The organism is Streptomyces sp. NPDC059900, from assembly GCF_050270335.1.
Taxonomy (GTDB): Bacteria; Actinomycetota; Actinomycetes; order Streptomycetales; family Streptomycetaceae; genus Streptomyces.
Genome location: NZ_JBNNJZ010000024.1, coordinates 16,930 through 38,475 on the forward strand (window position 1 = coordinate 16,930; position 21,546 = coordinate 38,475).

Genomic DNA, 21,546 nt, shown 5'->3' on the forward strand with positions numbered 1-21,546 from the left:
CCCACCCCCCAGGCCTCCGCGCCCTCCGCGACCCCCGCGCCCTCCGCACGGATCGCAGAAAAGTCCCGCCCACCAAGCCTCACCGCCTCGCTTCGTGGGAGTTTCCTGTACCGCCCTGCCCCACCGCCCCGACCGCTCCTCGAAAGGCGCCACCGACCCGACCACCCATGCCAGCGACGGCCACCCCCGACGAACCAGTCCGCACCCGACACGAACACCGCCCAACCCCACCCACCCTGGTCGAGAGTCCCGCCCCTGGGCCGTCCGGTCGTCTTCCCTCGCGCGGTGGAGGGACGGGTGTCAAGGGTGGAGCGCAGCGCAATCGGCGCAGCCGACGCGCAGCGCAGCGGAGCGCCCTTTACACCCGCCCCGCAACCGCCAACCTCGGGACAACCGGACGGCCCCGGCAAGCGATCAAAGCCACCGGCTCAGTGGTAGATCAGTCCTGGCTGCCGGACGGTGCCGTTCCCGTATCCGTCCCGGCCCCCCTGGGGAAGGACACCTCGACCCGGCGGTTCTTCTTGCGGCCCTGCTCGGAGGCGTTGTCCGCGATCGGATAGTCCTCGCTGTAGCCGCGTACGGAGTACGTGACCTCCGGGCCCAGATAGCCGGCCATCTTGTCGTGCACGGCTTCCGCTCGTTCGCGGGACAGCTTCTTGCCGTGGCTGTACGAGCCGAGGTCGTCCGTGAAGCCGAAGATGCGGACGTTCGTCGCCTTCTGGGCCTTCGCCTCTTCCGCGATCGCCTTGATACGGGAGTTCGCCTCGGGGTTCAGCTTGTTGCTGTCCTTGGGGAAGAGGACTTCGGCCTGGAGAGCGAACTTGACGTCCGTATTGGTGTCCTCCCGGCGCTCCTCGCCTCCCATGTCCTCGACCACCGACTTGATGTCCAGCACCTTCGCCGGAGCCAGGGTCGCTCCATCGGCCAGCTTGAGTCCGGGGCTGTTGGAGTCGACCTCCTGGGGCGGGGTCGTGGTCGTGCTGCCGGGGGGTGCGCTGGGGTCGTCGTCATCCGCGAAGGCCGGGGTGCCGGTCAGGAGGACCAGGGCCGCGAGGGTCGCGGTGGCCGTCGCCAGGCTGCGTGATCGTGGGTGGCCCATGGGTCACTCGCCCTCGGAGAGTTCGATGGAGGCGGGGGGCATGGCGCCCACGTGGAAGTCGACCTTGGTCGTCTCTGCGGGAGGGGCCGGGAACTGGGCGAACCAGTCGACGGTCTTGCCGGTCAGCACACCTCCAGTGAAGCGCGTGCACAGGCACCGGCCCTCCGTATCGCGGAGAATGAGGTACTTCTTCTTCCCCTCGGTGTCCACGAGGCTGGCCCCGGCGATCGAGCCGCCATTCTTGGTCAGCTCCTTCTCGTCTCCTCGCCAGCTGCCCGCCACCCAGGCCTTGCTGCCTCCATTGGTGACCGTGCCCTCAACAGTGAGGAAGCCGCCCTCGTCACGCTTGGCGGAAGTGACCTTGAGAATCAAGCCCTCCTCGCCCTTCACCTCTGCGAGCACAGTGTCCGAAGACGGCTGCTGAGTTTCCTTTGCCTTGTCGTCACCTGCGTCATCCTTGCCACCCGAGGATGACGAGCTCTTTTCAGCCTTGGCCTTGTCGTCGTCCCCTCCGCCACCGCAACCCGCCACCGTGAGGACCAGCCCAGTCGTGATCGCCACAGCGGTCATTGCCCTGCGGGTCTTTGTGGTGCGCCGAATGCTCATCGGTACAGCTTCCTTCTTTCGTCGAACGCTCATCAGTCGGCCAAGTGCACGGAGAAGAGGGTGGATGCGTCCGGGAGGTCATCCAGTTCGAAGTCATCAGGATCGATCTCGAATGAATCACCGCCGTCGCAGTCGAACTCGATGACCTTCTCTGGATCGGCCGCGGGATCAACATCGCAGCGCGGCTTAATGACGGCGGTCGCTTCGGCCCGGGCGTGCTTGGACTCAGTGCCCGGAATGATCGAATCGCCCACCGTGTAATCGGTCTCGACCTTCACCCGGAAACCTGGATAGCCGTTCACTTCTGCAGGCCCGAAGCTGATGACGGACGAGTCGTTGTCGGCGGCAAGCGCGTCTGCCGCACCTTCGGCGCCATCGCCCGTGAAGTTGTCGCCCCCCAGCCAGTCGAGCCAGTCGTCGCCCTCGCCGATGGATCCCCCCAGCCCCTCGAGGAGTTCGTCCCTGGCATCCTGCGCCGCAGCCAGCGCCGCCGCATCAGCAGCTGATTGCGCGCCGTTGCGTGCGGATGCCGCCTGGGCGAACGCAAAGAAGGCGAACGCAACGAAGAGCAGGATCCCCGTTACCCAGATATAGATGGGGAGGGTCTGCCCTCGGTCACTTCGCAGACTGCTGAACGTCAGCCGCCGATAACGTTGTTGACCGCGTCCAGAATCGCTCCGGAGATCAGGCCGTCCAGTCCGAGGCCGTCGATCAACGTAAAGATCCCCGCGATCAAAATCATCAACCCCGCATACTCCACAAACCCAGCCCCCGCATCCCGCTCCTTCCCCCGAACCCGGGAAGCCACGGTTACGGTCCAGTCGACCCAGACTCTGAGTACGCGATCTTTCAGCACGACGGCCCCTTCTCTCCCACCCGATACACGCACCGCGAAACGCACCGAACGCGCCACCGGCGCGATCAATTCCGACGCCGCTGTCGTCATAGGCAACGTACGCGAGATCATGTGACCCATCAGCCACTCTCCGCAACCAATGCCGTTTGTGACGCGCAAGTTGGCGAGTTCCCTTCCCCGGCGGCGTGGTCATCACGCACCCCGGGGGCGTGCGGCAGAGGTTCCCGGCCGGGCTTTCGGCGGTTCGATGCGTTTCACGACATCCCCTCCCTGAGTCTCCGCTGAGCCTGCCCTGAGTACCGTGAACTCGCTTTTTGCAAAGGTCAGTTGGAGCGACGAGAGCCGCCCGGCGCCGTCCCCGACGGTATTGCACGCCTCTCGGCCTTCGGCTGACTGTCCCACACGAGGTTGCAGCCGCGAAGAGGTTTCGCGGAGTGGCTTGATACCGGCTCCCGTGGAGAGGACCGCCGCAGCGTTCACCGCACCCCTCACTTCCCCAGGATCGAGCCGAAGTCGGAGCCGGACCCGAGGAACATTCCCGCCGCGATGAGGATCATCGTGGCCGGGAGCATGAAGACCAGCGTCACCATCGTTGCCTTGGGGATCGTCTTGGCCGCCCTGCGGCGCGAGTTCTGGGCGTCCGTGCGGCGCATGTCCGTGGCGAGCTGGATGAGCGTGTCCGCGATGGGCGAGCCCAGTTCCTCGCCCTGCTGGAGCGCCGAGACGAACTGCGACACCTGCTCCGACGCGTTCCTGCGGCGCAGCTCGTCGAAGGCCTGGCGGCGGCTGACCCCCATGTCCATCTGCCGGAGCGTGATGCGCAGTTCGTCCGCCCAGGGGCCCTCGTAGCGCTCCGCCACGCGGTCCAGCGCCTGGCGGAAGCCGAGGCCCGCCGACACCACCACCGCCAGTACGTCCAGGAAGTCCGGCAGCGTGCGGTCGATGACCTCGCGGCGGTCCCGTATCGCCTGCCAGATCAGTGCGTCCGCCGCCGTCACCCCGAAGGCGAAGGTGAGGAGGCCGAAGAGCGGGGAGCCGTTGGTGAGGAAGACCAGGCCCATCACGAAGCCGAAGATGCCGTAGACCGCCCTGCGCGCCGCATAGCGGTCGATCGTCAGGCCTCCGGGGTTGCCCGCCATGTCGATCCTGCGGCGCTTGGCGTCCACCCGTTTCGGGCCCATCAGGCGCAGGACCAGCGGCGCGAAGCGCATGCCCAGGCGGTCGACCGCCGAGCCCGCCGTCGAGACGCGCGTCGCGCCGATCTCCAGGGCGATCGCCAGGTCCGAGGGGAGTTTCATCTCCGCCCGGTACATGCGGATGCCCTGGCATACGCCCGCCACCGCCAGGCCCATCACGGCCGCCATCGCCAGACCGAACACGTTCCGTCCTCCCTAGACTTCGATCTTGCCCAGGCGTCTGATCACGAAGAAGCCCACCGCGTACAGGCCAAGGGCGATCAGGATCAGCATCTGGCCCACCGGCGATCCCGTCACCCTCGCCAGAGCGCCCTCATTGGAGGAATTGATCAGGAGCAGCGAGCCCAGGCCCAGGAGCGGGACCGTGAATGCCGTCGCGTGGACCTCCGAGAGCATCGTGCGGACCTCCCTGCGGGTCTCCTTGCGGTCCTCCAGGGTCTGGGTGAGGTTCCGCAGCGAGTTCACCACCGAGCCGCCCGCCTTGTTGGAGAGGACCAGGGTGGTCACGAGCACTATCAGCTCGCGGGACGGGAGGCGCTCGGCCAGCTCGCCCAGGGTGTCGTCGATCGAGCGGCCCAGTGCCAACTGGTCGGCGACCATCGACAGTTCCTCGCCCGCGGGGGCTTCCAGCTCCTCCGCCGCCATGGCCAGTGATGTACGCAGCGCCAGGCCCGCCGCCGTGGCGTTCGCCAGGATGCGGGCCACGTCCGGGAGTTGGTTGATGAAGGCTTCGATGCGCTTCTGGCGTTGCCAGTTGAGGAACACCACCGCGCTCCAGACGGCGACCACACCCGCGATCGGCCCGAAGAACGGTGCGAGCGAGGCCGCCGCCATCAGCCAGAGCGCGGCGACGACCGCCACCACGTAGACGAAGAACTCGCCGGCGGTGAGGTCGAGTCCCGTCGCCGAGAGGCGCAGGTGGATGGCGCGGCCCAGGCGGGTGCGGCGCAGGCGGCGGTCGACCGCCGAGAAGCGGCGGCCACGGACACCGGCGTCGCCCGTGCCGGGGCCGATCGAGAGCCGGTCGACCAGCGCCTGGCGCTGCGCGCGGCCCGAGGCGTACATGTGGACTCCCGCGACGGCCAGCGTCCCGGTCAGGATCGTGGCGCCGAGAGCCATCAGGGCGGCTTGGTTCTCCATCAGCCGGTGGCCTCCCCCGCGGCCATTCCCGTACCCGCCCTCGTACTCGCCCTTGTAACCACCCTCGTGCCCGCCCTCGTACCCGCCCTCGTACTCATCCGATCGCCTCTCTCGTGTTCAGTACGTCGATGGCCTGGGCCACGCCGAAACCGGGCGGCACCGGCTCGCCCGCGACGTAGAGGCGCTCGGCGACGGAGCGCGGCAGCGGCAGGTGCTCGAAGTAGCCGTGCACGCGGCGGTCGAGACCGCCGCCACCCGGCTGGCGCGGGACGAAGCGGGTGACCGGGGCGATGCGGAACTGTTCGCGGCCGTGCGATACGAGCAGGACGATCTCGGCGATCTTGCGGGAGCCGTCCGCGAGCCTGGCCAGCTGGACGACCACGTCGACCGCCGAGTTGATCTGGTCCTTCAGCGCCTCGAAGGGGATCTGGACCTCCGACATGGAGCCGAGGGTCTGGAGGCGCATGAGGGCGTCCTCGGCCGTGTTCGCGTGCACCGTGGCGAGCGAGCCGTCGTGGCCGGTCGACATCGCCTGGAGCATGTCGAGCGTCTCGCCGCCGCGGACCTCACCGACGATGATGCGGTCCGGGCGCATACGGAGGCTGTTGCGGACCAGGTCGCGGATGGTGATCTGCCCCTTGCCCTCGACGTTCGGGGGGCGGGATTCGAGGCGGATCACGTGGTCCTGCTGGAGCTGGAGCTCGGCCGAGTCCTCGATGGTGATGATGCGTTCGTGGGCCGGGAGGAGGCCGGAGAGGGCGTTGAGGAGGGTCGTCTTGCCGGAGCCCGTACCGCCGCTGACGATGATGTTGAAGCGGGCCCGTACGAAGGCGGAGAGCAGGAGCAGCATGTGCTCGTCGAGCGAGCCGAGGCCGATGAGCTCGTGCAGCGTGTACGCGCGGGGGAAGCGGCGGATGGTGAGCGTGGCGCCGGTGAGGGCGAGCGGCGGGATGATCACGTTGACGCGCTCGCCGGTGGGCAGGCGGGCGTCGACCATCGGGTTCGACTCGTCCACGCGGCGGTTGACGGTGGAGACGATGCGCTCGATGGTCTGCATGAGCTGGTCGTTCGAGGCGAAGCGGAGGGGGAGCTGTTCCACGCGTCCGGCGCGCTCGACGAAGATCGAGTCGGGGCCGTTGACCATGATCTCCGTGATGGAGGCGTCGGCGAGGAGCGGTTCCAGTACGCCGAGTCCCAGGGCCTCGTCCACGACGCGGCGGATCAGCTGGGAGCGCTCGGAGGTGGAGAGGACGGGGCCCTCGCGGCTGATGATGTGGCCCATGACGCGTTCCAGGCGGACCCGGCGGTCGGCCGTGGTGAGGGACGACATCTCGGCGAGGTCGATCTCTTCGAGGAGCTTGGAGCGGTAGACGGCGACGAGGCCGTCGTCGCGGCTCGGGCCGCTGTCCTTGCCGTGGTCGTGCGCGGTCGCCACGCGGTCGCGGAGGCTCATTGCTTCTCTCAGCTCCCGTCTTCGTTCTCGTCGTTGGGCATGGTGGCCGATTTCGTGACCGACCAGCCGGCGTCCACGAAGGGCAGGAGCGTGGGGACCTGGACGGTGACCTCCGCCGTGGTCGTCTCGCCGCCCCCGCTGAGGGCGACCGAGGCGTCGAGGTTGCCGTCCATGGCGGCCATGCCCGCGGCTTCGCCGCCCTCGCCCTGCGACGCGACGCGTGCTGCCGCGCGGGCGCCGGATCCGGCCTGGTTGACGGCGTAGCCGACGAGGCCGAGCTGGATGGCGGCGAGGCCGATGAGGAGCAGGATGGGGAGGAACCCGGCGAACTCCAGCATGGATACCCCGCGGTCGTCACGGAGGCGTGCCCTGGGCCGGTGACCGGCGGTGCGTGCGGCCCGGCGGCAGCCCCTCACCCGTCCTCCCCCTCCTTGGCCGCCCCCGCCTCCCCGCTCACGCTCCATCCCGTGTCGATGCCGGGGAAGAAGAGCGGGACGTCCGCGTCCACGTGGGCCTTCCACACGGCGCCGTCGTCCGTGCAGGACACCGTCGCGCCCTGCCACGCCGACGGCAGGTGCTCCTTCGCGGCGGACGCGCACGCCGCCTCGCCGCCCTCGCCCACCGCGTACGCCGCCGTGGCCGCCCGCGCCGCCTCGTCCGCGGCGTTTCCCGCGAGGGAGAAGGTGTAGCCGTACAGGGCGCACTGCCACAGGAGGCCCACCACGGCGAGCAGGATCGGGAACATGCCGGCGAACTCCAGGGTGACGGCGCCCCGGTCGCCGCCGACCCGCTTGCGCAGGGCCAGTGCGCCGCCCCGCTTGGTTGCGCCGGCGGCCTCCGCGTCCACCAGGCCCAGCTCGCCCGCGAGGGCCCACAGCGCCTGCTTGACCGACGACTTGCTGTCCAGGTCCTGCATTCGGCCCGCGTCGACCGCGCCCTGGAGTTCCTTGAAGTTCGCGGGGACGGTCGTCCGGGCGACCTTCGTTCCCGTCACCCGTTCCACCAGGGAGGGCTGGATGTCCGCGCCCTTGCCGTGGCGGTTGACGACCGTGAGGGTCTCCTCCGCCTTGCGGATCTGGAGGCGGTCCCACAGGCGCACCATGCGCTTGGCCGCGCGTACGGAGACGACGTCCGGGGTGACGAGGAGGACGGCCTGGTCGGCGAGTTCGATGGCGGCCGCGCTCGCCCCGGTGACGTACGTACCGCAGTCGACGAGGACGACGTCGTAGCGGCTGCGCAAGGCGCCCAGGGTCTGGCGGGCCACCCTGTCGGTGATCTCCTCGCCCCGTTCGCCCTCGCCGGGGGCCAGCAGGAGGCCGATGCCGGTCTCGTGGGTGTAGACGGCGTCCTGGAGTACCCGGGGCGTGATGTCGGTGATCGCCGCGAGGTCCGCTATCGAGCGGCGGAACTGGACGTCGAGGTACGAGGAGACGTCACCGGACTGGAGGTCCAGGTCGAGGAGGGCGACGGTGCGGCCCGACGCGCGGGCCGCGAGGGCGAGCTGGACGGTGGCGAGCGTCGTCCCCACGCCTCCCTTGGCCCCGCTCACGGCGACGACGTGCCCGCCGCCGGGGGTCTCCCCCGGTCCTGCGTAGAGCTCCATGCCCCCGCTGCCCAGGTGCCTGCGCATCCCCGTCGACCAGGCGGCCGCCGCGTGCACCCGCTCGGCCAGTGCGTCGAAGGCGAGCGGGAAGCCGACGATGCCGCGGGCTCCGGAGTCCATTGCGGCGGTCAGGAGGCCGGGGCTGGTGTCGGCGGTGATGAGGACGACGCCGACCGCGGGGAAGCGCATGACGAGGTCGCGGATGAGGTCGAGGGCGGGGACGGGGCCGATGCGCTCGTGGATGAGGACGACTTCGGGCAACTCGTCGAGGGACTCGGCGGCGAGCCGTGCCAGGGTGTCGAGCAGCGCGGTGGAGTCGGCGACGGGGAGGGCGGGTTCGGCGTCCGGCAGCTGCCCGACGAGCGTCGAGAGCGCGCGGGCCGCGTCCATGTCCCCGATGGCGGGGAGGATCCGGGTCGTCATACGGGGTCGCCTCCCGGCCGGGGGCGGCGACGGTCGGGCCTCTCCCGCCCGTCCGCTCGATGCCCCGGCAGCACCGGCCGAGGTGCAGACATGCGTTGCCTCATCCGCGGGCCCCCTACTTGTCCTCGTCGAGTGTGTACGTCCGGTCGCCGCGCGGGATGGCGCTCTCCTCGCCCTGGCCGACCAGGGCGAGGCGTACGTGCGTGGCGAACGACTCCGCGTACGCCACGCGCTGCGCGTCCGCCGTGTCCAGGGCGAACGTGATCGGCACGGCCTCCGTCGCCGTACGACGGCTGCTGCGGTCGTCCTGGTCGGGGTCGAGCGCCGTCAGCTTGCCCACGTCGATCACCTTCGCGGACTCGACGATGACCTTCGACTGGTCCTTGGAGTTGTCGGTCTCGCCCTTGAAGGTGGCGTAGATGTTGACCGTCGAGCCCGGCGTGATCTTGCCTGCGACGCCCGTGGCGGCGTCGATCATGATGGCGATCTCCTGCTGGCCCGGTTCGAGCGAAGGGCGGTTGACGATCATGTCCGTCTGGAGCAGCGAGCCCTTGCGCAGCTCCGTCACCGCGATCTTGCCGCGCACCTGGCGCAGGTCGGTGACCGCGTTGTCCGAGAGCCACCGCTCGGGCATCTCGACCTTCTCGAACTGGTCCGCGCTGAGCTCCTTGTACGGGGCTATGTCCCCCTTGAGCTTGTACGCGGCCACCTCAGGACCCACCTTCGAGTTCACGTCCCGGATCACCGAGAGGACGCCCACGAACGCGCCGAACGCGGCCAGGACCGACAGGACCAGCAGGATGACGCCGCGGCGCTGGCGTGAGTTCATGAACCGGACTACCTCGATCGGGTGCGGATGGCTACGGACAGTGATCGGCGTGGTGCGTGTTCAGTTCGGGTTCGTGCACGTCAGAGGGCCGGGCCCTACGTCGCGCCTCGCGGCAGCGCTCGTACGTGAGCAGCGGGAGCACCGGAAGCGGAAGCAGCCGAAGCCGGCGCCGGCCGTTCGGGAAGCGGCGCGAGCGGCGCCGCGCAGAAACCGCAGCGGTCGCCGATGAGTTCGAGACCGCACCAGTGGCAGTCGTCACGGCGGACGGACGACACCAGTTGGTAGAGCACGGAGATGTCGGGGATCGCCGCGGCGAACTCGACGAGCTTGCCCGTCGCCCACCACCGCGCGGACTCCCCCGGAAGCCGCGCCTCCGAAATCCCCTGGGTCCGCCACGCGGGGGCCAGCGTCTCCGTGACCCAGCCCGGCGACAGCTGCCCGGCGGCGTACAGCATCTTCGTGCCGAAACCGGGGCCGGAGAGCGCCGCGTCCCCCGCGACCTTGACCAGCTGGGGCCGCGGCGTGGCGAGTACGGCGAACTGGGCGCCCGGCACCCATGACTTGGCGTGCGACTGGAGGGTCACCGGGACCCGGTCCAGCTTGGCCACCGAGCCGAGCAGGGCGCCCGCGTAGATGTAGTGGGAAAGCAGCCGGGCCGCCGACGCGAGCACGCCGGGGCTGAAGTCGCAGATGGACAGCTGGCGGAGCTGGAGCGCGAGGACCGCGAGGCCCAGCGGCGGCAGGTCGGGGCGCAGGATCGCGATGCGGTCGCTCTCCAGGACGGAGCGGATGGCGTGCATGCGCTGCACGACGGCGGCCGGCGCCGAAGCGGGGCACAGGACGATCACATAGCCGTGGTGCTCGATGAGCGTGTGCATCTCGGTCAGCGCCTGGTCCAGGGAGTACGTCCGGGACGACTGGACGGCGCTCTGGAGGACGGCCGCGGACGGGGTGTGCCGGTCGGGTGACGGCAGCACCAGGTCAGGGCCTGTGACGGCTATGGCGGTCGGCATGCGTACACCCCCCGGTCTTCCCCCGGTCTCCCTGCACTTCTGCCTCAGCACCATATCCAGGTCAGCGCCACCTCAACACCCAACTTCCCACTGTTCACATTGAGGTTGGCCGGACTGCCGGGGTCCTGGTGGTGCCAGAGGTCTTGACAACTCAATTGGTCTGGACCAGCTTGTACGACCACTGGACCAGGTTGCATCCCCCCAAGCGAGAGCTCTCCGAACGCACCAACTCCCCCCACCGGAGGCAGAAGTGGACCACGCACGCGGCAGGACACGCAGGAAGGCAGGTCCCGTCATCACTCTGGCAACGGCACTCGCCCTCGCGCTCACCGGCCTGCTCACCGGCGGCGCCGACAACGCCGACGCGGACACCCGCGCCGTGCCGAAGCACGCCGTGACCGGCTACTGGCAGAACTTCGACAACGGCGCCACGGTCCAGAAACTGGGCGACGTACAGGACGAATACGACATCATCGCGGTCTCGTTCGCGGACGCCACGAGCACGCCGGGCGAGCTGGCCTTCAACCTAGACTCGGCCGGGCTCGGCGGATACACCGTCGACGAGTTCAAGGCCGACATCAAGGCCAAGCAGGCGGCCGGGAAGTCCGTGATCCTCTCGGTCGGCGGCGAGAAGGGCGCGGTGCAGGTCGCCGACTCGGCGTCCGCGACCGCCTTCGCGGACTCGGCGTACAAACTCATGCAGGAGTACGGCTTCGACGGCGTCGACATCGACCTGGAGAACGGGCTCCACTCGGAATACATGTCGCAGGCGCTGAAGTCCCTTGCGGGGAAGGCCGGGTCCGGGTTCGTCCTGACCATGGCGCCGCAGACGATCGACATGCAGTCGACGTCGGGCGAGTACTTCAAGACGGCGCTCGCCGTGAAAGACATCCTCACGGTCGTCAACATGCAGTACTACAACAGCGGTTCGATGCTCGGCTGTGACGGCAAGGTCTACAGCCAGGGCTCGGTGGACTTCCTCACCGCGCTCGCCTGTATCCAGCTGGAGGGCGGCCTGGACCCGTCGCAGGTCGGCATAGGCGTCCCGGCCTCGTCGAAGGCGGCAGGCGGCGGATATGTCTCGCCCTCCGTCGTGAACCAGGCCCTGGACTGCCTGGCGAAGGGCACGAGCTGCGGTTCCTTCAAGCCGTCCAAGACGTACCCCGGCATCCGGGGCGCGATGACCTGGTCGACGAACTGGGACGCCGCCGACGGCAGCGCCTGGTCCAAGGCGGTGGGCCCGCACGTCCACGGCCTGCCGTAACCCGTACGACCGGTAGTCCGGAAGACCGCAGCGCCGCCGCTCCCCCGGCGGCGCTGCCGTTTTCCGCCGTACGCGCGGCCTACCAGGGCAGGTCGCGCACCTGCTGCACGCACAGGATGAGGAAGAGCAGCCCGGCCGCGGCGAGCATCACGTTGCTCAGCAGGCCGTTGCGCCATTCCTTGGGCGTACGCGAGGAGTTGAGCAGCCAGAGCAGCGTGAGCGCGAGGAACGGCATGAAGAAGGCGCCGAGCACGCCGTAGGCGACGACCAGGCCGAACGGCTGGTCCAGGAAGAGCAGGCCCATCGGCGGGAAGGTGAGCCACAGCAGATACGCCCGGAAGGGCACCGACTTCTCCCGCTTGCCGGCCGCGACCTCCTTGACCATCTCGTCGGCGCCTGGGGTGCCGCCGGTGCTCTCCCCGGTCTCCGGGGCGCCCCCGGCCCGCTCGCGCCGCAGCCGCTCCACGAAGTCCGCGAACATCAGGCTCACGCCGTGCCACACGCCCATCAGCGCGCCGAAGGACGTGGCGAAGAAGCCGATGAGGAAGAGGTTCGCGGTGACCGCCCCGAACTTGTCCTCCAAGACGTCACCGAGGTCGATGAGGCCCCGGTCGCCGGAGGTCAGGGCGATGTTCGTGGAGTGCAGGAGCTCGGCGCCGATGATCATCATGGCGACGACGAAGATGCCGGTGGTGATGTAGGCGACGCGGTTGTCGAGCCGCATCACCTTGAGCCAGCTGATGTCGGTCCAGCCCTTGGAGTTCACCCAGTACCCGTACGCGGCCATGGTGATGGTGCCGCCGACACCGCCGATCAGACCGAGCGTGTAGAGCAGCGAGCCGTCCGGCAGGGCGGGGACCAGGCCCGCGAAGGCGTTGCCGAGGTCGGGGGCGACGCGGATGGCGACGTACACGACGATCAGGAACTTCATGCCGATGACGATCGTCATGGCCTTTTCGAAGACGGCGTACCGGTTGAACCAGACGAAGGCGAGCCCGAGCAGGCCGCACAGGATCGCCCAGACCTTCAGGCTCGGCCCGTCCGGGAAGAGCGCGACCAGCGGCAGGGCGCTGGACGACATGGCCGTGGCGCCGTAGACGAAGCCCCATACGACGACATAGATCGCGAAGTACCAGGTGGTCCACTGCCCGAGGCTGCGCCAGCCCTCGAAGAGGGTGCGGCCGGTGGCCAGGTGCCAGCGGCCCGTTGCCTCGGCGAGCGAGATCTTCACCAGACAGCCGATGATCGCGGCCCACAGGAGCGTGTAGCCGAATTTGCTGCCCGCGATGAGCGTCGCGACGAGGTCGCCCGCGCCGACGCCGGTAGCGGCGACGACGATGCCGGGGCCGACGTACTTCCAGCTCGCCTTGCGCATCCGGGGCGCCGCGTCTCCCGTGGCAGCGTCACTGCCTGTCGTTTCAGCCATGCCGATCAAGAAACCGCATGGCGGCGCGCGGCACAAGGGGTTGGCCGAAGACAGCGTTGACCGGAGCATGCCATCCCTCCACGATGGGGCCGCGCAACCCGCACCGCACGACCCGCATCACGCACTTCGCACCGCGCAATCCGCATCGCGCACTCCGCACCGCACGCGTCGCAGTGAACCACCCCCCCACCCCCAGGAGACTTCATGCGACTTCGCATACGCGGCAGAAGATCCGCTGCTTTAGCAGTCCTTCTCGCCCTCGCCGTGGCGGCGCCCATCACCGCCAATGCCTCACCGGACACCACCGGCCCCGGCGCACGCGGCACGACCGCGTCCGCCTCCGACAACGAAACGCGCCAGTACGAGGTCCCCCTCGGCGACGACCCCGCCGCCCGCACCGCGATCGCCCGCACCGGCGTCGCCATCGACGAGGTCGACGCCCGCGCGGTGGTCGTATCCGCCGACGGCCGCGAGGCGGCGGCACTCCGGGACGCGGGCTACGAGCTCAAGGCCCTGGCCGGGCCCCCGAAGCGTACGAACGGCGAGCCGGTGGAGGCCAAGGACTTCCCGCCCGCCGACGCGAGGTACCACAACTACGCCGAGATGAACGCGGAGATCAACCAGCGCATCGCGGCCCACCCGACCCTGATGAGCAAGCGGGTCATCGGCAAGTCCTACTCGGGCCGGGACATCATCGCCATCAAGATCAGCGACAACGTGGGCACGGACGAGGCGGAGCCGGAAGTCCTCTTCACCCACCATCAGCACGCGCGCGAGCACCTGACCGTCGAGATGGCGCTGTACCTGCTGCGCGAGCTCGGCGACGACTACGGCACGGACGCCCGCATCAAGAAGATGGTCGACGAGCGCGAGATCTGGATCGTGCCGGACCTGAACCCGGACGGCGGCGAGTACGACATCGCCACCGGCTCCTACCGCAGCTGGCGCAAGAACCGGCAGCCCAACAGCGGTTCGTCGAACGTCGGCACCGACCTGAACCGCAACTGGGCCTACCGGTGGGGCTGCTGCGGCGGCTCGTCCGGCTCCACGGGCTCCGAGACCTACCGCGGCCCGAGCGCCGAGTCGGCGCCCGAGACGAAGGTCGTCTCCAACTTCGTGCGCAGCCGCGTCGTCGGCGGCAAGCAGCAGATCAAGGCTTCCATCGACTTCCACACGTACAGCGAGCTCGTCCTGTGGCCGTACGGCTACACGTACAGCGACACGGGCCCCGGCCTCACCCAGGACGACCGCGACGCGCATGCCGCCATCGGCCGGAAGATGGCCGCGAGCAACGGCTACACCCCGCAGCAGTCCAGCGACCTCTACATCACGGACGGGTCGATCAACGACTGGCTCTGGGGCAACCAGAAGATCTTCAGCTACACCTTCGAGATGTATCCGTCGTCGGCGGGCGGCGGCGGTTTCTACCCGCCCGACGAGGTGATCGAGCGCGAGACGAACCGCAACAGGGACGCGGTACTGCAACTCCTGGAGAACTCGGACTGCATGTACCGGTCCATCGGCAAGGAGCAGCAGTACTGCACTGGTTGACGGTCGATCCGTACCCCCGTCCCCCGTGTGCTGCTAGCCTCGCGAGACAGGCTCACGGGGGACGAGGGCCGTCATGGAAACTTCCCGAACTGCCGTACGCACACTGCTGGTTGCCCTGCTGTCCGGTGCGCTGTTCCTGGGTGGAGCGGCGTGCTCGCAAGACGCCTCAGGGCCCAAAAGCCCCCGCGGCCCCGGGACATCGGGCGGGCAGGAGCCACCGCCGGGCGACGACGCCCCTGGCTCCGGTCCGGCGACCGCGCGGCAGGGCACGGCGGACGACCAGGGCGACGGAGAGCCGCACGGGGACGACGTGCCGCCGCTGGGGTCCCCGTCCAAGGACACCGGAGACCCGAAGGATCCCGGACCGGGGACGACGCCCAGCGATGACGCGCCCACCACTACTGAGGGCTGCGCGGACTACCCCCCGCCGTCGGGCGATTCGGAGCTAGACACCTGCCCGCCGTCGCCGCCCGCTCCCGTCGGCTCCCCGCCGGTGCCGGACACGACCTCACCGGGCCCGACCCCCGCGCCGTGACACCTCCCGCACGCCGCAGACCGGCAACCGGCGATCGCAGGAGGGCCCGCGCCCGGACGCGCGCATACGTCCGGCCGGTCCCGCCCGTCCCAGCGCCCGCGCCCGTGCCCGTGCCCCCGCCCGCCTCCGGACTGATGGAACTGGTCAACGGCGCCGTCGGCGCGGGCACCCTGATGGCGGCGCTGATGTTCTACGCGGGCATCATCCACAGCAGCTCGTACTACGGCTACTTCCGCCTCGACGTCTACTCGCTCGGCCTTTCGCTGCCCCAAGTGACCATTTGGAGCCTGCGGTTGGTGACCATGGAGGTGCTGATCGCGCTCGCCGTCCTGGCCCTTGCCCCGCGGTCGCAGGAGATCCTTGCCCTGCTGCGACTACCGCCCGCCGCGCTCGCCCGCGTCCGCCGCACCGCGAGGGCCGTGGCCCGCTTCAGCCCCGTGATCGCCGTCGCCGGCATTGTCCTGATGGCGCTGTGGCAGTACGTGCAGCCGTACCGCTGGGCCGCTCCCCTGCTGGTGGCCGGAGGGCTCGCGCTCGGGCAGAGCCGCGCGGCCAACGCCGGGGCGCCCACGCGCGGATGGTGGCGCAAGGGGCTTCCGGTGGCCGTCGCCGGGCTGTGCGTGGTGTGGGTGATCGCCCTGCTCGCCGGGCAGCTCGGGCGGCAGGACGCCCGTTCGACGGCCGCCCGGCTGGTGAGCCGTACCGCCGTGGTCGTCCTGAGCACGGAACGCATGAGCATGAGGGGCCCCGGCGTCGTCGCGGAGGACCTCGGCAAAGGCGTGCGCTACCGGTACCGCTACAGCGGCCTGCGGCTCCTGATCGAGCGCGACCGGCGCTATTACGTGCTCCCGCTGGGCTGGCAGCGGCGTACGGATGCCACGTACGTCATCGATGACGACGACACCGTCCGCGTCGAACTGCTGCCGGGGGTCCAGCCGCGGACCTAGCCGCGGCCGGACCCCCGGAGGGTCGTGCCGTACGGAGTGCTAGACGAACAGACTGACCACGGCCGCGACCGCGAAGCCCGCGATGGAGAGCACCGACTCCAGGACCGTCCACGTCTTGAGGGTGTCCCGCTCCGAGATGCCGAAGTACTTCGCGACCATCCAGAAGCCGCCGTCATTCACGTGCGAGGCGAAGATCGAGCCCGCCGAGATCGCCATGATGACCAGGGCGACGAAGGCCTGGGAGTAGTCGCCCTCGGTGAGCAGCGGGGCGACGATGCCCGCCGTCGTCACGATCGCGACCGTCGCCGAGCCCTGGGCCACACGCAGGACGAGGGAGAGCAGGTAGGCGAGGACGATGATGGGCAGGCCCACGTCCTGGAAGGTGTCCGAGAGTGCGCCGGCCACGCCGCTCGCCTTGAGGACCGCGCCGAAGATGCCGCCGGCGCCGACCACGAGCAGGATGTTGCCGACCGGCTTCAGGGACGAGGTCGAGACCGTCTCCAGGGACTTGCGGGACCAGCCGCGCCGGATGCCCAGGAGGTAGTACGCCATCAGCAGGGCGATCGTCAGGGCGACGAAGGGGCTGCCGAAGAACTCGATGACGCTGCGCAGGGTCGAGGGGTCGAAGGCGATCGACGAGAAGGTCGCGAGGAGGATCAGGAACAGCGGCGTTCCGATGATCGCGAACACGATGCCGAGCGGCACCGGCTTCTCGCTCGGCTGCACGCCCGCCTCGCGCTGCTCGGCGACGACCGCGGCCTTCGCCTCGTCGGCGGCCTCGACCATGTCCTGCGGGACGGGCACGAAGATGCGCTTGCCGATCCAGGCGGAGAAGACCCAGGCGGCCAGGACGGCCGGGATGCCGCAGACGATGCCCATCAGGATGACCCAGCCGAGGTCCACGTGCAGCAGGCCGGCCGCGGCCACCGGGCCGGGGTGCGGCGGCAGGAACGCGTGGGTCATCGACAGGCCCGCGAGCAGGGGCAGGCAGTAGATGAGGATCGACTTGCCGCTGCGCTTGGCGGCGGCGTACACGATCGGCGCGAGGACGAAGATGCCGACGTCGAAGAAGACGGGGATACCGAAGATCAGGCCCGTGAGGCCCATCGCGAGGGGCGCGCGCTTCTCGCCGAAGAGTCCGAGGAGGCGGGAGGCGAGGACTTCGGCGCCGCCCGACACTTCGAGGATCGCGCCGAGCATCGTGCCGAGGCCGATGATGATCGCGACATGGCCGAGGATGCCGCCCATGCCGGACTCGATGACGGAGACCGCGTCGGACTTCTGGACCGTGCCGAAGAGTTCGGTGACGGAGAGGCCGGCCGAGAGGCCGACGACTATGGAGACCGCGAGCAGCGCCACGAAGGGCTGCAACCTGACCTTGATGATCAGGAAGAGGAGAAGCACGATGCCGAGCGCGGCGACGGTCAGCAGACCGGCGGTGCCGTCGATCAGGGTGAGGATTCCGCCGGTGTGGGGTGGTGCCTCGGCGGGGGCGGCGGCCGCGAGCGCGGCGAAGGGGGACGGGGACATCTTTGACCTCGTAAGTGCATGGAGCTTTCGGGGCAGGGGGGATCACGGCGCGGCGCCCGAAGGGGGGGGAGTTGGGCGCCGCACCGTGAAGACTTACGGCTTGCGGGGTTTTGTTCGGCTGGAGAGCGCGGGCGTCAGCTCAGGACGGCGAGCGCGTCGATCTCGATCAGCAGACCCTTGGGCAGGCCGACGTAGACGGTGGTGCGGGCCGAGGCGGGGGCCTTGAGGCCCTGCTCCTCGAAGTACGCGTTGTAGATCTCGTTCATCTCGGCGAAGTGGTCCACGTCCGTGAGGTAGACGCGCATCATCATCACGTCGTCCCAGGTCGCGCCGCCCTCTTCGAGGATCGCCTTGACGTTGGCGAAGGTCTGGAGGGTCTGCTCGCGCAGGGTGGGGCCCGCGGGGGTGGGGGCCTTGCCCTCCTCCGCCGGGAGGAAGCCGACCTGACCGGCGACCTGAAGGATGTTGCCCTTCTTGACGCCGTGGGAGAACTTCGCGGGCGGGGTCGTGTGGGTGGCCGGGGTGAGTGCGGTCTTCTCGGTGGTCATGACGTGCTCAGGCTTCCTTGAGGGGTGACTTGCCGGAGTACTCCCGGCTGATGGCGTCCGCCGTACGGCGCACCAGCGGGAGCAGCGTGAGGAGTTCGTCGGCGGTGACGACGACATTCGGTGCTGAGACCGACATGGCGGCGACGACCCGGCCGTCCGCACCGCGGATGGGGGCCCCGATGCAGTTGATGGACTCCTCGTGGCCACCGAGGTCGGTGGCCCAGCCCTGTTCGCGCACGGCCGCCAGTTCCTTGAGGAACGCGGCGGCGTTGGGCGTCGAACGGGACGTGTACGTGGGGTAGTCGAGCTTCTCCGCGATGGCGCGGCGCTCGGCCTCGGGAAAGTCCGAGATCAGCAGCTTGGCGACGGCGGCGACCGTGATCGCCACCGGCTTCCCGATGCGCGAGTACATCCGCACCGGATAGCGGCTCTCGACCTTGTCGATGTAGAGGACTTCCTGCTCCTCGTAGACCGCGAGGTGGACCGTGTGGCCGCACTTCTCGTTGAGCGCGAGGAGGTGGGGGTGCGCGATCTCGCGCACGTCGAGGTTCTCGACGGCTTCCTGGGCGAGCGCGAAGAGGCGGGCGCCGAGGCGGTAGCGCTGGTCGGACTGGCGGTAGACCAGGCCATGTTCGTGGAGCGTGCGCAGCAGCCGCAGGGCCGTGGACTTGTGCACTTCGAGGCGCTCGGCGACCTTGCCGAGGTCGGCGGGGCCTTCGGCGAGCAGCGGCAGGATGGACAGGGCGCGATCGACGGTCTGGCTCATGTACGTGCCTCCTCCTTGGCCTCAGTGTTCACGGGGACGTCCTTCGTGAGGGCGCCGTCTTCGGGGACGCCGTCGGTCCAGCCGGGGCCGAGACGAAGTGTGCCCCAGGCTTCGGCGTCCAGGGCGGCGAGACGGTCGGCGTCCCCCCGTACGGGAGGCGTGGCGAGGTCGCCGGGGACGGTGAGCGCGGCGGCCGCCATCAGGTGTCCGTGGCGCAGGCGCTGGTCGGCGGGGAGTTCGCGCAAGGTGGCGGAGAGGAACCCGGCGGCGAAGGCGTCCCCGGCGCCGACGGGGGCGACGACGTCGACCTTGAGCGCGGCCCGGAAGACGGCGGGCTCGTCCTCGGTGTAGACGGTGGCGCCCTCGCTGCCCTGCTTGACGACCAGGGTCGCGGGCTCGGGGAGCGCGGCACGGATGGCGTCGGGGCCGCCGGTGATGCCCCAGGCGTCGGCGGCCTCGTCCTCGCCGACGAAGACGAGGTCGGCGCCGCGGGCCAGGTCGAGCAGGACGCGGGGTCCTGCGTTCGCTTGGTCCGCTTCTCCGCTCCACAGGCCGGGGCGGTAATTGACGTCGAACGAGACCAGGGGGCGGCCGGCGCGGGGTGCGGTCAGTTCGCGCAGGAGGGCGAGGCAGTCCGCGGAGAGGGCGGCGGTGATGCCGGACAGGTGCAGGATGCGGCCGGCGGCGAGCGCCGTGTGGTCGACGCTCTCCGGGTCGGGGGACATCGCCGACGCGGCTGATCCGGCGCGGTAGTAGAGGACCTCGTGGGCGTCGGTGTCGCGGTCGTCGGCGGTGCGGAAGTAGATGCCGGTGGGGCGCTGCGGGTCGCGCCGCACGGCCCGCGTGTCCACTCCGTAGCGGGCGATCGCCTCGACGAGGTGGTCCCCGAAGCCGTCCGCGCCGACGCGGCTGACCCAGCGGGTGCGGTGCCCGGCCGCGGCGAGCGCACAGGCGACGTTCGATTCGGCGCCGCCGATTCCGCGATCGAAGGAGGGTACGTCGGCGAGGCGGCCCGCGCGGGAGGGCAGGAACGTGACCATGGACTCGCCGAGCGCGACGACGTCCACGTCTTCGTCCACTGCTGCCTTCGCGGTCTGCGCGGCCTCTGCCGTCACGATCTTCCTGCCCCTCAACCGACTGCCCGGACTGACTGCCCGAACCGACTGCCCGGATCCGTTGACCCGGCGTTGGCTCGGATGTTAGACAGCAGTAAGCGACATACGCAATGACCGTTGCACATTATGCAATGCACCTTTTCGAGGAGGCGCCATGGCCGCCGGCAACGCAGCCGACCGCTCCGCCGCAGCACGTCAGGCACAGGAGCTCGACCGGCTCGCGCAGGAGAGGGTCGACCACCGCTTCAAGGGTCTTCCGCCGGACGCGGACGGCCTGACGGTCGGCGAGCTGGCGGCCCAGCGCCGGAACCTCTTCACGGACGGTTTCACCACCCCCGTCCTCGCCCTCTCCGCCGAGCGCCTCGAGCACAACCTCGCGCTGATGGAGACGTACTCCGAGCGGCACGGCCTCGCCTTCGCCCCGCACGGCAAGACGTCCATGGCGCCGCAGCTCTTCGCGCGGCAGATCGAGCACGGCGCGTGGGGCATCACGCTCGCCGTGCCGCACCAGGTACGGGTGGCCCGCGCCTTCGGTGTGGAGCGGATCTTCCTCGCCAACGAGCTGGTGGACGCGGCGGCGCTGCGCTGGATCGCCTCCGAGCTGGACGCGGACCCCTCCTTCCGCTTCATCTGCTACGTCGACTCCGAAGCCGGTGTCGCCCTGATGGACGCCGCTCTGCGCGCGGCGGGCGCGACGCGTCCCGTCGACGTCGTGGTGGAGCTCGGCGCGGGCGACGGCGCGCGGACCGGTGTGCGGACCGAGGCCGAGTGCGTGGAGATCGCCAACGCGGTCGCGGCGGCGGACACGCTGCGGCTCGTGGGCGTCGCCGGGTACGAGGGCGAGGTGCCGGACGCGACGTCCGAGCGGGTGGAGGCGTGGCTGCGCCGGCTGACCACCCTGCTCGTGGAGTTCGACAAGGCGAACCGGTTCGCCGACCTGGACGAGGTCGTGGTCAGCGCGGGCGGCAGCGCGTGGTTCGACGCGGTGGCGAACGTCTTCGCGGAGCTCCCCGCACTCTCCCTTCCCGTCCTCAAGCTGCTCCGCTCCGGGGCGTACGTCTCGCACGACGACGGTCACTACCGCCACCTGACGCCGTTCAACCGCGTCCCGGACGAGGGCGCGCTGCACCCCGCGTTCCGGCTCTGGACGCAGGTGGTCTCCCGGCCGACGTCGGAGCAGGCGTTCACCAACGCGGGCAAGCGGGACGCGGCGTACGACATCGACCTGCCCGAGGCGCAGGTCGTGCACCGGGACGGCGTCGACCGGCCCGCGACGGGCGTCACGGTGACGGGCCTCTCCGACCAGCACGCGTGGGTCCGTACGACGCCGGAGGCGGATCTCGCCGTGGGCGACTGGGTGGGCCTGGGGCTCTCGCACCCCTGCACGTCCTTCGACAAGTGGCAGCTGATCCCGCTGGTCGAGGCGGACGGAACGGTCACGGACTACATCCGCACCTATTTCTGACCCCTGGGTCTCGGGCGGGCGGGGCCTCATCCCCCGGCGGCCCCGGGCGGACGAACAAACAGAACCACCGCTCCGCGGCGGATCTCGGGGGGGGGGGGGGGGCCGCCCCCCCCCCCCCCCCCCCCCCCCCCGCCGCCCCCCCCCCCCCCCCCAGCCCCCGCGCGCCAGCCGCCGCCCGCCC

The 21,546-nt window shown here is 70.0% G+C and carries 19 protein-coding genes; 4 read left to right on the forward strand and 15 right to left on the reverse strand.

The window, feature by feature from the left end:
* Positions 1-439: 439 nt before the first annotated feature.
* The 10 genes from ACQKIP_RS06455 to ACQKIP_RS06500 form a co-directional block, all read right to left on the reverse strand.
* A complete protein-coding gene (locus ACQKIP_RS06455; RefSeq protein ID WP_365861698.1) occupies positions 440-1,099 on the reverse strand; it encodes an OmpA family protein in 660 nt (219 codons plus the stop codon).
* 3 nt (positions 1,100-1,102) lie between these two features.
* The gene (locus ACQKIP_RS06460; RefSeq protein ID WP_365861696.1) at positions 1,103-1,705 is read right to left on the reverse strand and encodes a hypothetical protein; all 603 of its coding nucleotides are present in this window, start codon (positions 1,703-1,705) and stop codon (positions 1,103-1,105) included.
* A 32-nt stretch (positions 1,706-1,737) separates the two neighbouring features.
* On the reverse strand, positions 1,738-2,346 hold the full coding sequence (locus ACQKIP_RS06465; protein ID WP_427742344.1) for a pilus assembly protein TadG-related protein: 609 nt from the start codon (positions 2,344-2,346) through the stop codon (positions 1,738-1,740).
* Between the two features lie 703 nt (positions 2,347-3,049).
* A complete protein-coding gene (locus ACQKIP_RS06470) occupies positions 3,050-3,925 on the reverse strand; it encodes a DUF5936 domain-containing protein (protein ID WP_365861923.1) in 876 nt (291 codons plus the stop codon).
* 27 nt (positions 3,926-3,952) lie between these two features.
* Positions 3,953-4,897: a type II secretion system F family protein gene (locus tag ACQKIP_RS06475; RefSeq protein WP_365861694.1), complete on the reverse strand. Its 945-nt coding sequence runs from the start codon at positions 4,895-4,897 to the stop codon at positions 3,953-3,955.
* Positions 4,898-4,991: 94 nt separating this feature from the next.
* Positions 4,992-6,350 carry a CpaF family protein gene (locus tag ACQKIP_RS06480; RefSeq protein ID WP_361181927.1) on the reverse strand — a complete coding sequence of 453 codons (1,359 nt, stop codon included), beginning with the start codon at positions 6,348-6,350 and terminating at the stop codon, positions 4,992-4,994.
* Between the two features lie 8 nt (positions 6,351-6,358).
* Positions 6,359-6,688 carry a TadE/TadG family type IV pilus assembly protein gene (locus ACQKIP_RS06485; protein ID WP_365861692.1) on the reverse strand — a complete coding sequence of 110 codons (330 nt, stop codon included), beginning with the start codon at positions 6,686-6,688 and terminating at the stop codon, positions 6,359-6,361.
* A 74-nt stretch (positions 6,689-6,762) separates the two neighbouring features.
* On the reverse strand, positions 6,763-8,376 hold the full coding sequence (locus tag ACQKIP_RS06490) for an AAA family ATPase (protein WP_365861690.1): 1,614 nt from the start codon (positions 8,374-8,376) through the stop codon (positions 6,763-6,765).
* 115 nt (positions 8,377-8,491) lie between these two features.
* Complete coding sequence (cpaB, locus tag ACQKIP_RS06495) at positions 8,492-9,205, reverse strand: Flp pilus assembly protein CpaB (protein WP_365861689.1); 714 nt, start codon at positions 9,203-9,205, stop codon at positions 8,492-8,494.
* 95 nt (positions 9,206-9,300) lie between these two features.
* A complete protein-coding gene (locus ACQKIP_RS06500) occupies positions 9,301-10,218 on the reverse strand; it encodes a hypothetical protein (RefSeq protein WP_365861687.1) in 918 nt (305 codons plus the stop codon).
* A 250-nt stretch (positions 10,219-10,468) separates the two neighbouring features.
* Between ACQKIP_RS06500 and ACQKIP_RS06505 the strand changes: the two genes are divergently transcribed.
* Positions 10,469-11,482 (forward strand): chitinase, encoded by a 1,014-nt coding sequence (locus tag ACQKIP_RS06505; protein WP_365861685.1) that lies wholly within the window; start codon positions 10,469-10,471, stop codon positions 11,480-11,482.
* Positions 11,483-11,561: 79 nt separating this feature from the next.
* On the opposite strand, the gene ACQKIP_RS06510 is transcribed toward ACQKIP_RS06505, so the two are convergent.
* The gene (locus ACQKIP_RS06510) at positions 11,562-12,908 is read right to left on the reverse strand and encodes an Nramp family divalent metal transporter (protein ID WP_365861683.1); all 1,347 of its coding nucleotides are present in this window, start codon (positions 12,906-12,908) and stop codon (positions 11,562-11,564) included.
* A 204-nt stretch (positions 12,909-13,112) separates the two neighbouring features.
* Between ACQKIP_RS06510 and ACQKIP_RS06515 the strand changes: the two genes are divergently transcribed.
* Together ACQKIP_RS06515 and ACQKIP_RS06520 are read left to right on the forward strand one after the other, a co-directional pair.
* Positions 13,113-14,459, forward strand: coding sequence for a M14 family metallopeptidase (locus ACQKIP_RS06515; RefSeq protein ID WP_365861681.1), 1,347 nt, complete (start codon positions 13,113-13,115; stop codon positions 14,457-14,459).
* Between the two features lie 639 nt (positions 14,460-15,098).
* The gene (locus ACQKIP_RS06520; protein ID WP_365861679.1) at positions 15,099-15,941 is read left to right on the forward strand and encodes a hypothetical protein; all 843 of its coding nucleotides are present in this window, start codon (positions 15,099-15,101) and stop codon (positions 15,939-15,941) included.
* Positions 15,942-15,980: 39 nt separating this feature from the next.
* Here ACQKIP_RS06520 and ACQKIP_RS06525 read toward each other — a convergent pair whose 3' ends face one another.
* From ACQKIP_RS06525 to ACQKIP_RS06540, 4 genes are all read right to left on the reverse strand, one after another.
* Positions 15,981-17,471, reverse strand: coding sequence for a GntP family permease (locus ACQKIP_RS06525; RefSeq protein ID WP_365861677.1), 1,491 nt, complete (start codon positions 17,469-17,471; stop codon positions 15,981-15,983).
* A 134-nt stretch (positions 17,472-17,605) separates the two neighbouring features.
* On the reverse strand, positions 17,606-18,019 hold the full coding sequence (locus tag ACQKIP_RS06530) for a RidA family protein (RefSeq protein ID WP_062770654.1): 414 nt from the start codon (positions 18,017-18,019) through the stop codon (positions 17,606-17,608).
* A 7-nt stretch (positions 18,020-18,026) separates the two neighbouring features.
* Positions 18,027-18,785 (reverse strand): IclR family transcriptional regulator, encoded by a 759-nt coding sequence (locus ACQKIP_RS06535; protein ID WP_365861675.1) that lies wholly within the window; start codon positions 18,783-18,785, stop codon positions 18,027-18,029.
* Positions 18,782-19,825 (reverse strand): sugar kinase, encoded by a 1,044-nt coding sequence (locus ACQKIP_RS06540; protein WP_427742347.1) that lies wholly within the window; start codon positions 19,823-19,825, stop codon positions 18,782-18,784. The genes ACQKIP_RS06535 and ACQKIP_RS06540 overlap by 4 nt, the downstream gene beginning before the upstream one ends.
* 229 nt (positions 19,826-20,054) lie before the next feature.
* Here ACQKIP_RS06540 and ACQKIP_RS06545 point away from each other — a divergent pair, with 229 nt between their 5' ends.
* Positions 20,055-21,365, forward strand: a complete 1,311-nt coding sequence (locus ACQKIP_RS06545; RefSeq protein ID WP_365861673.1) for an amino acid deaminase — start codon at positions 20,055-20,057, stop codon at positions 21,363-21,365.
* Positions 21,366-21,546 lie beyond the last annotated feature (181 nt).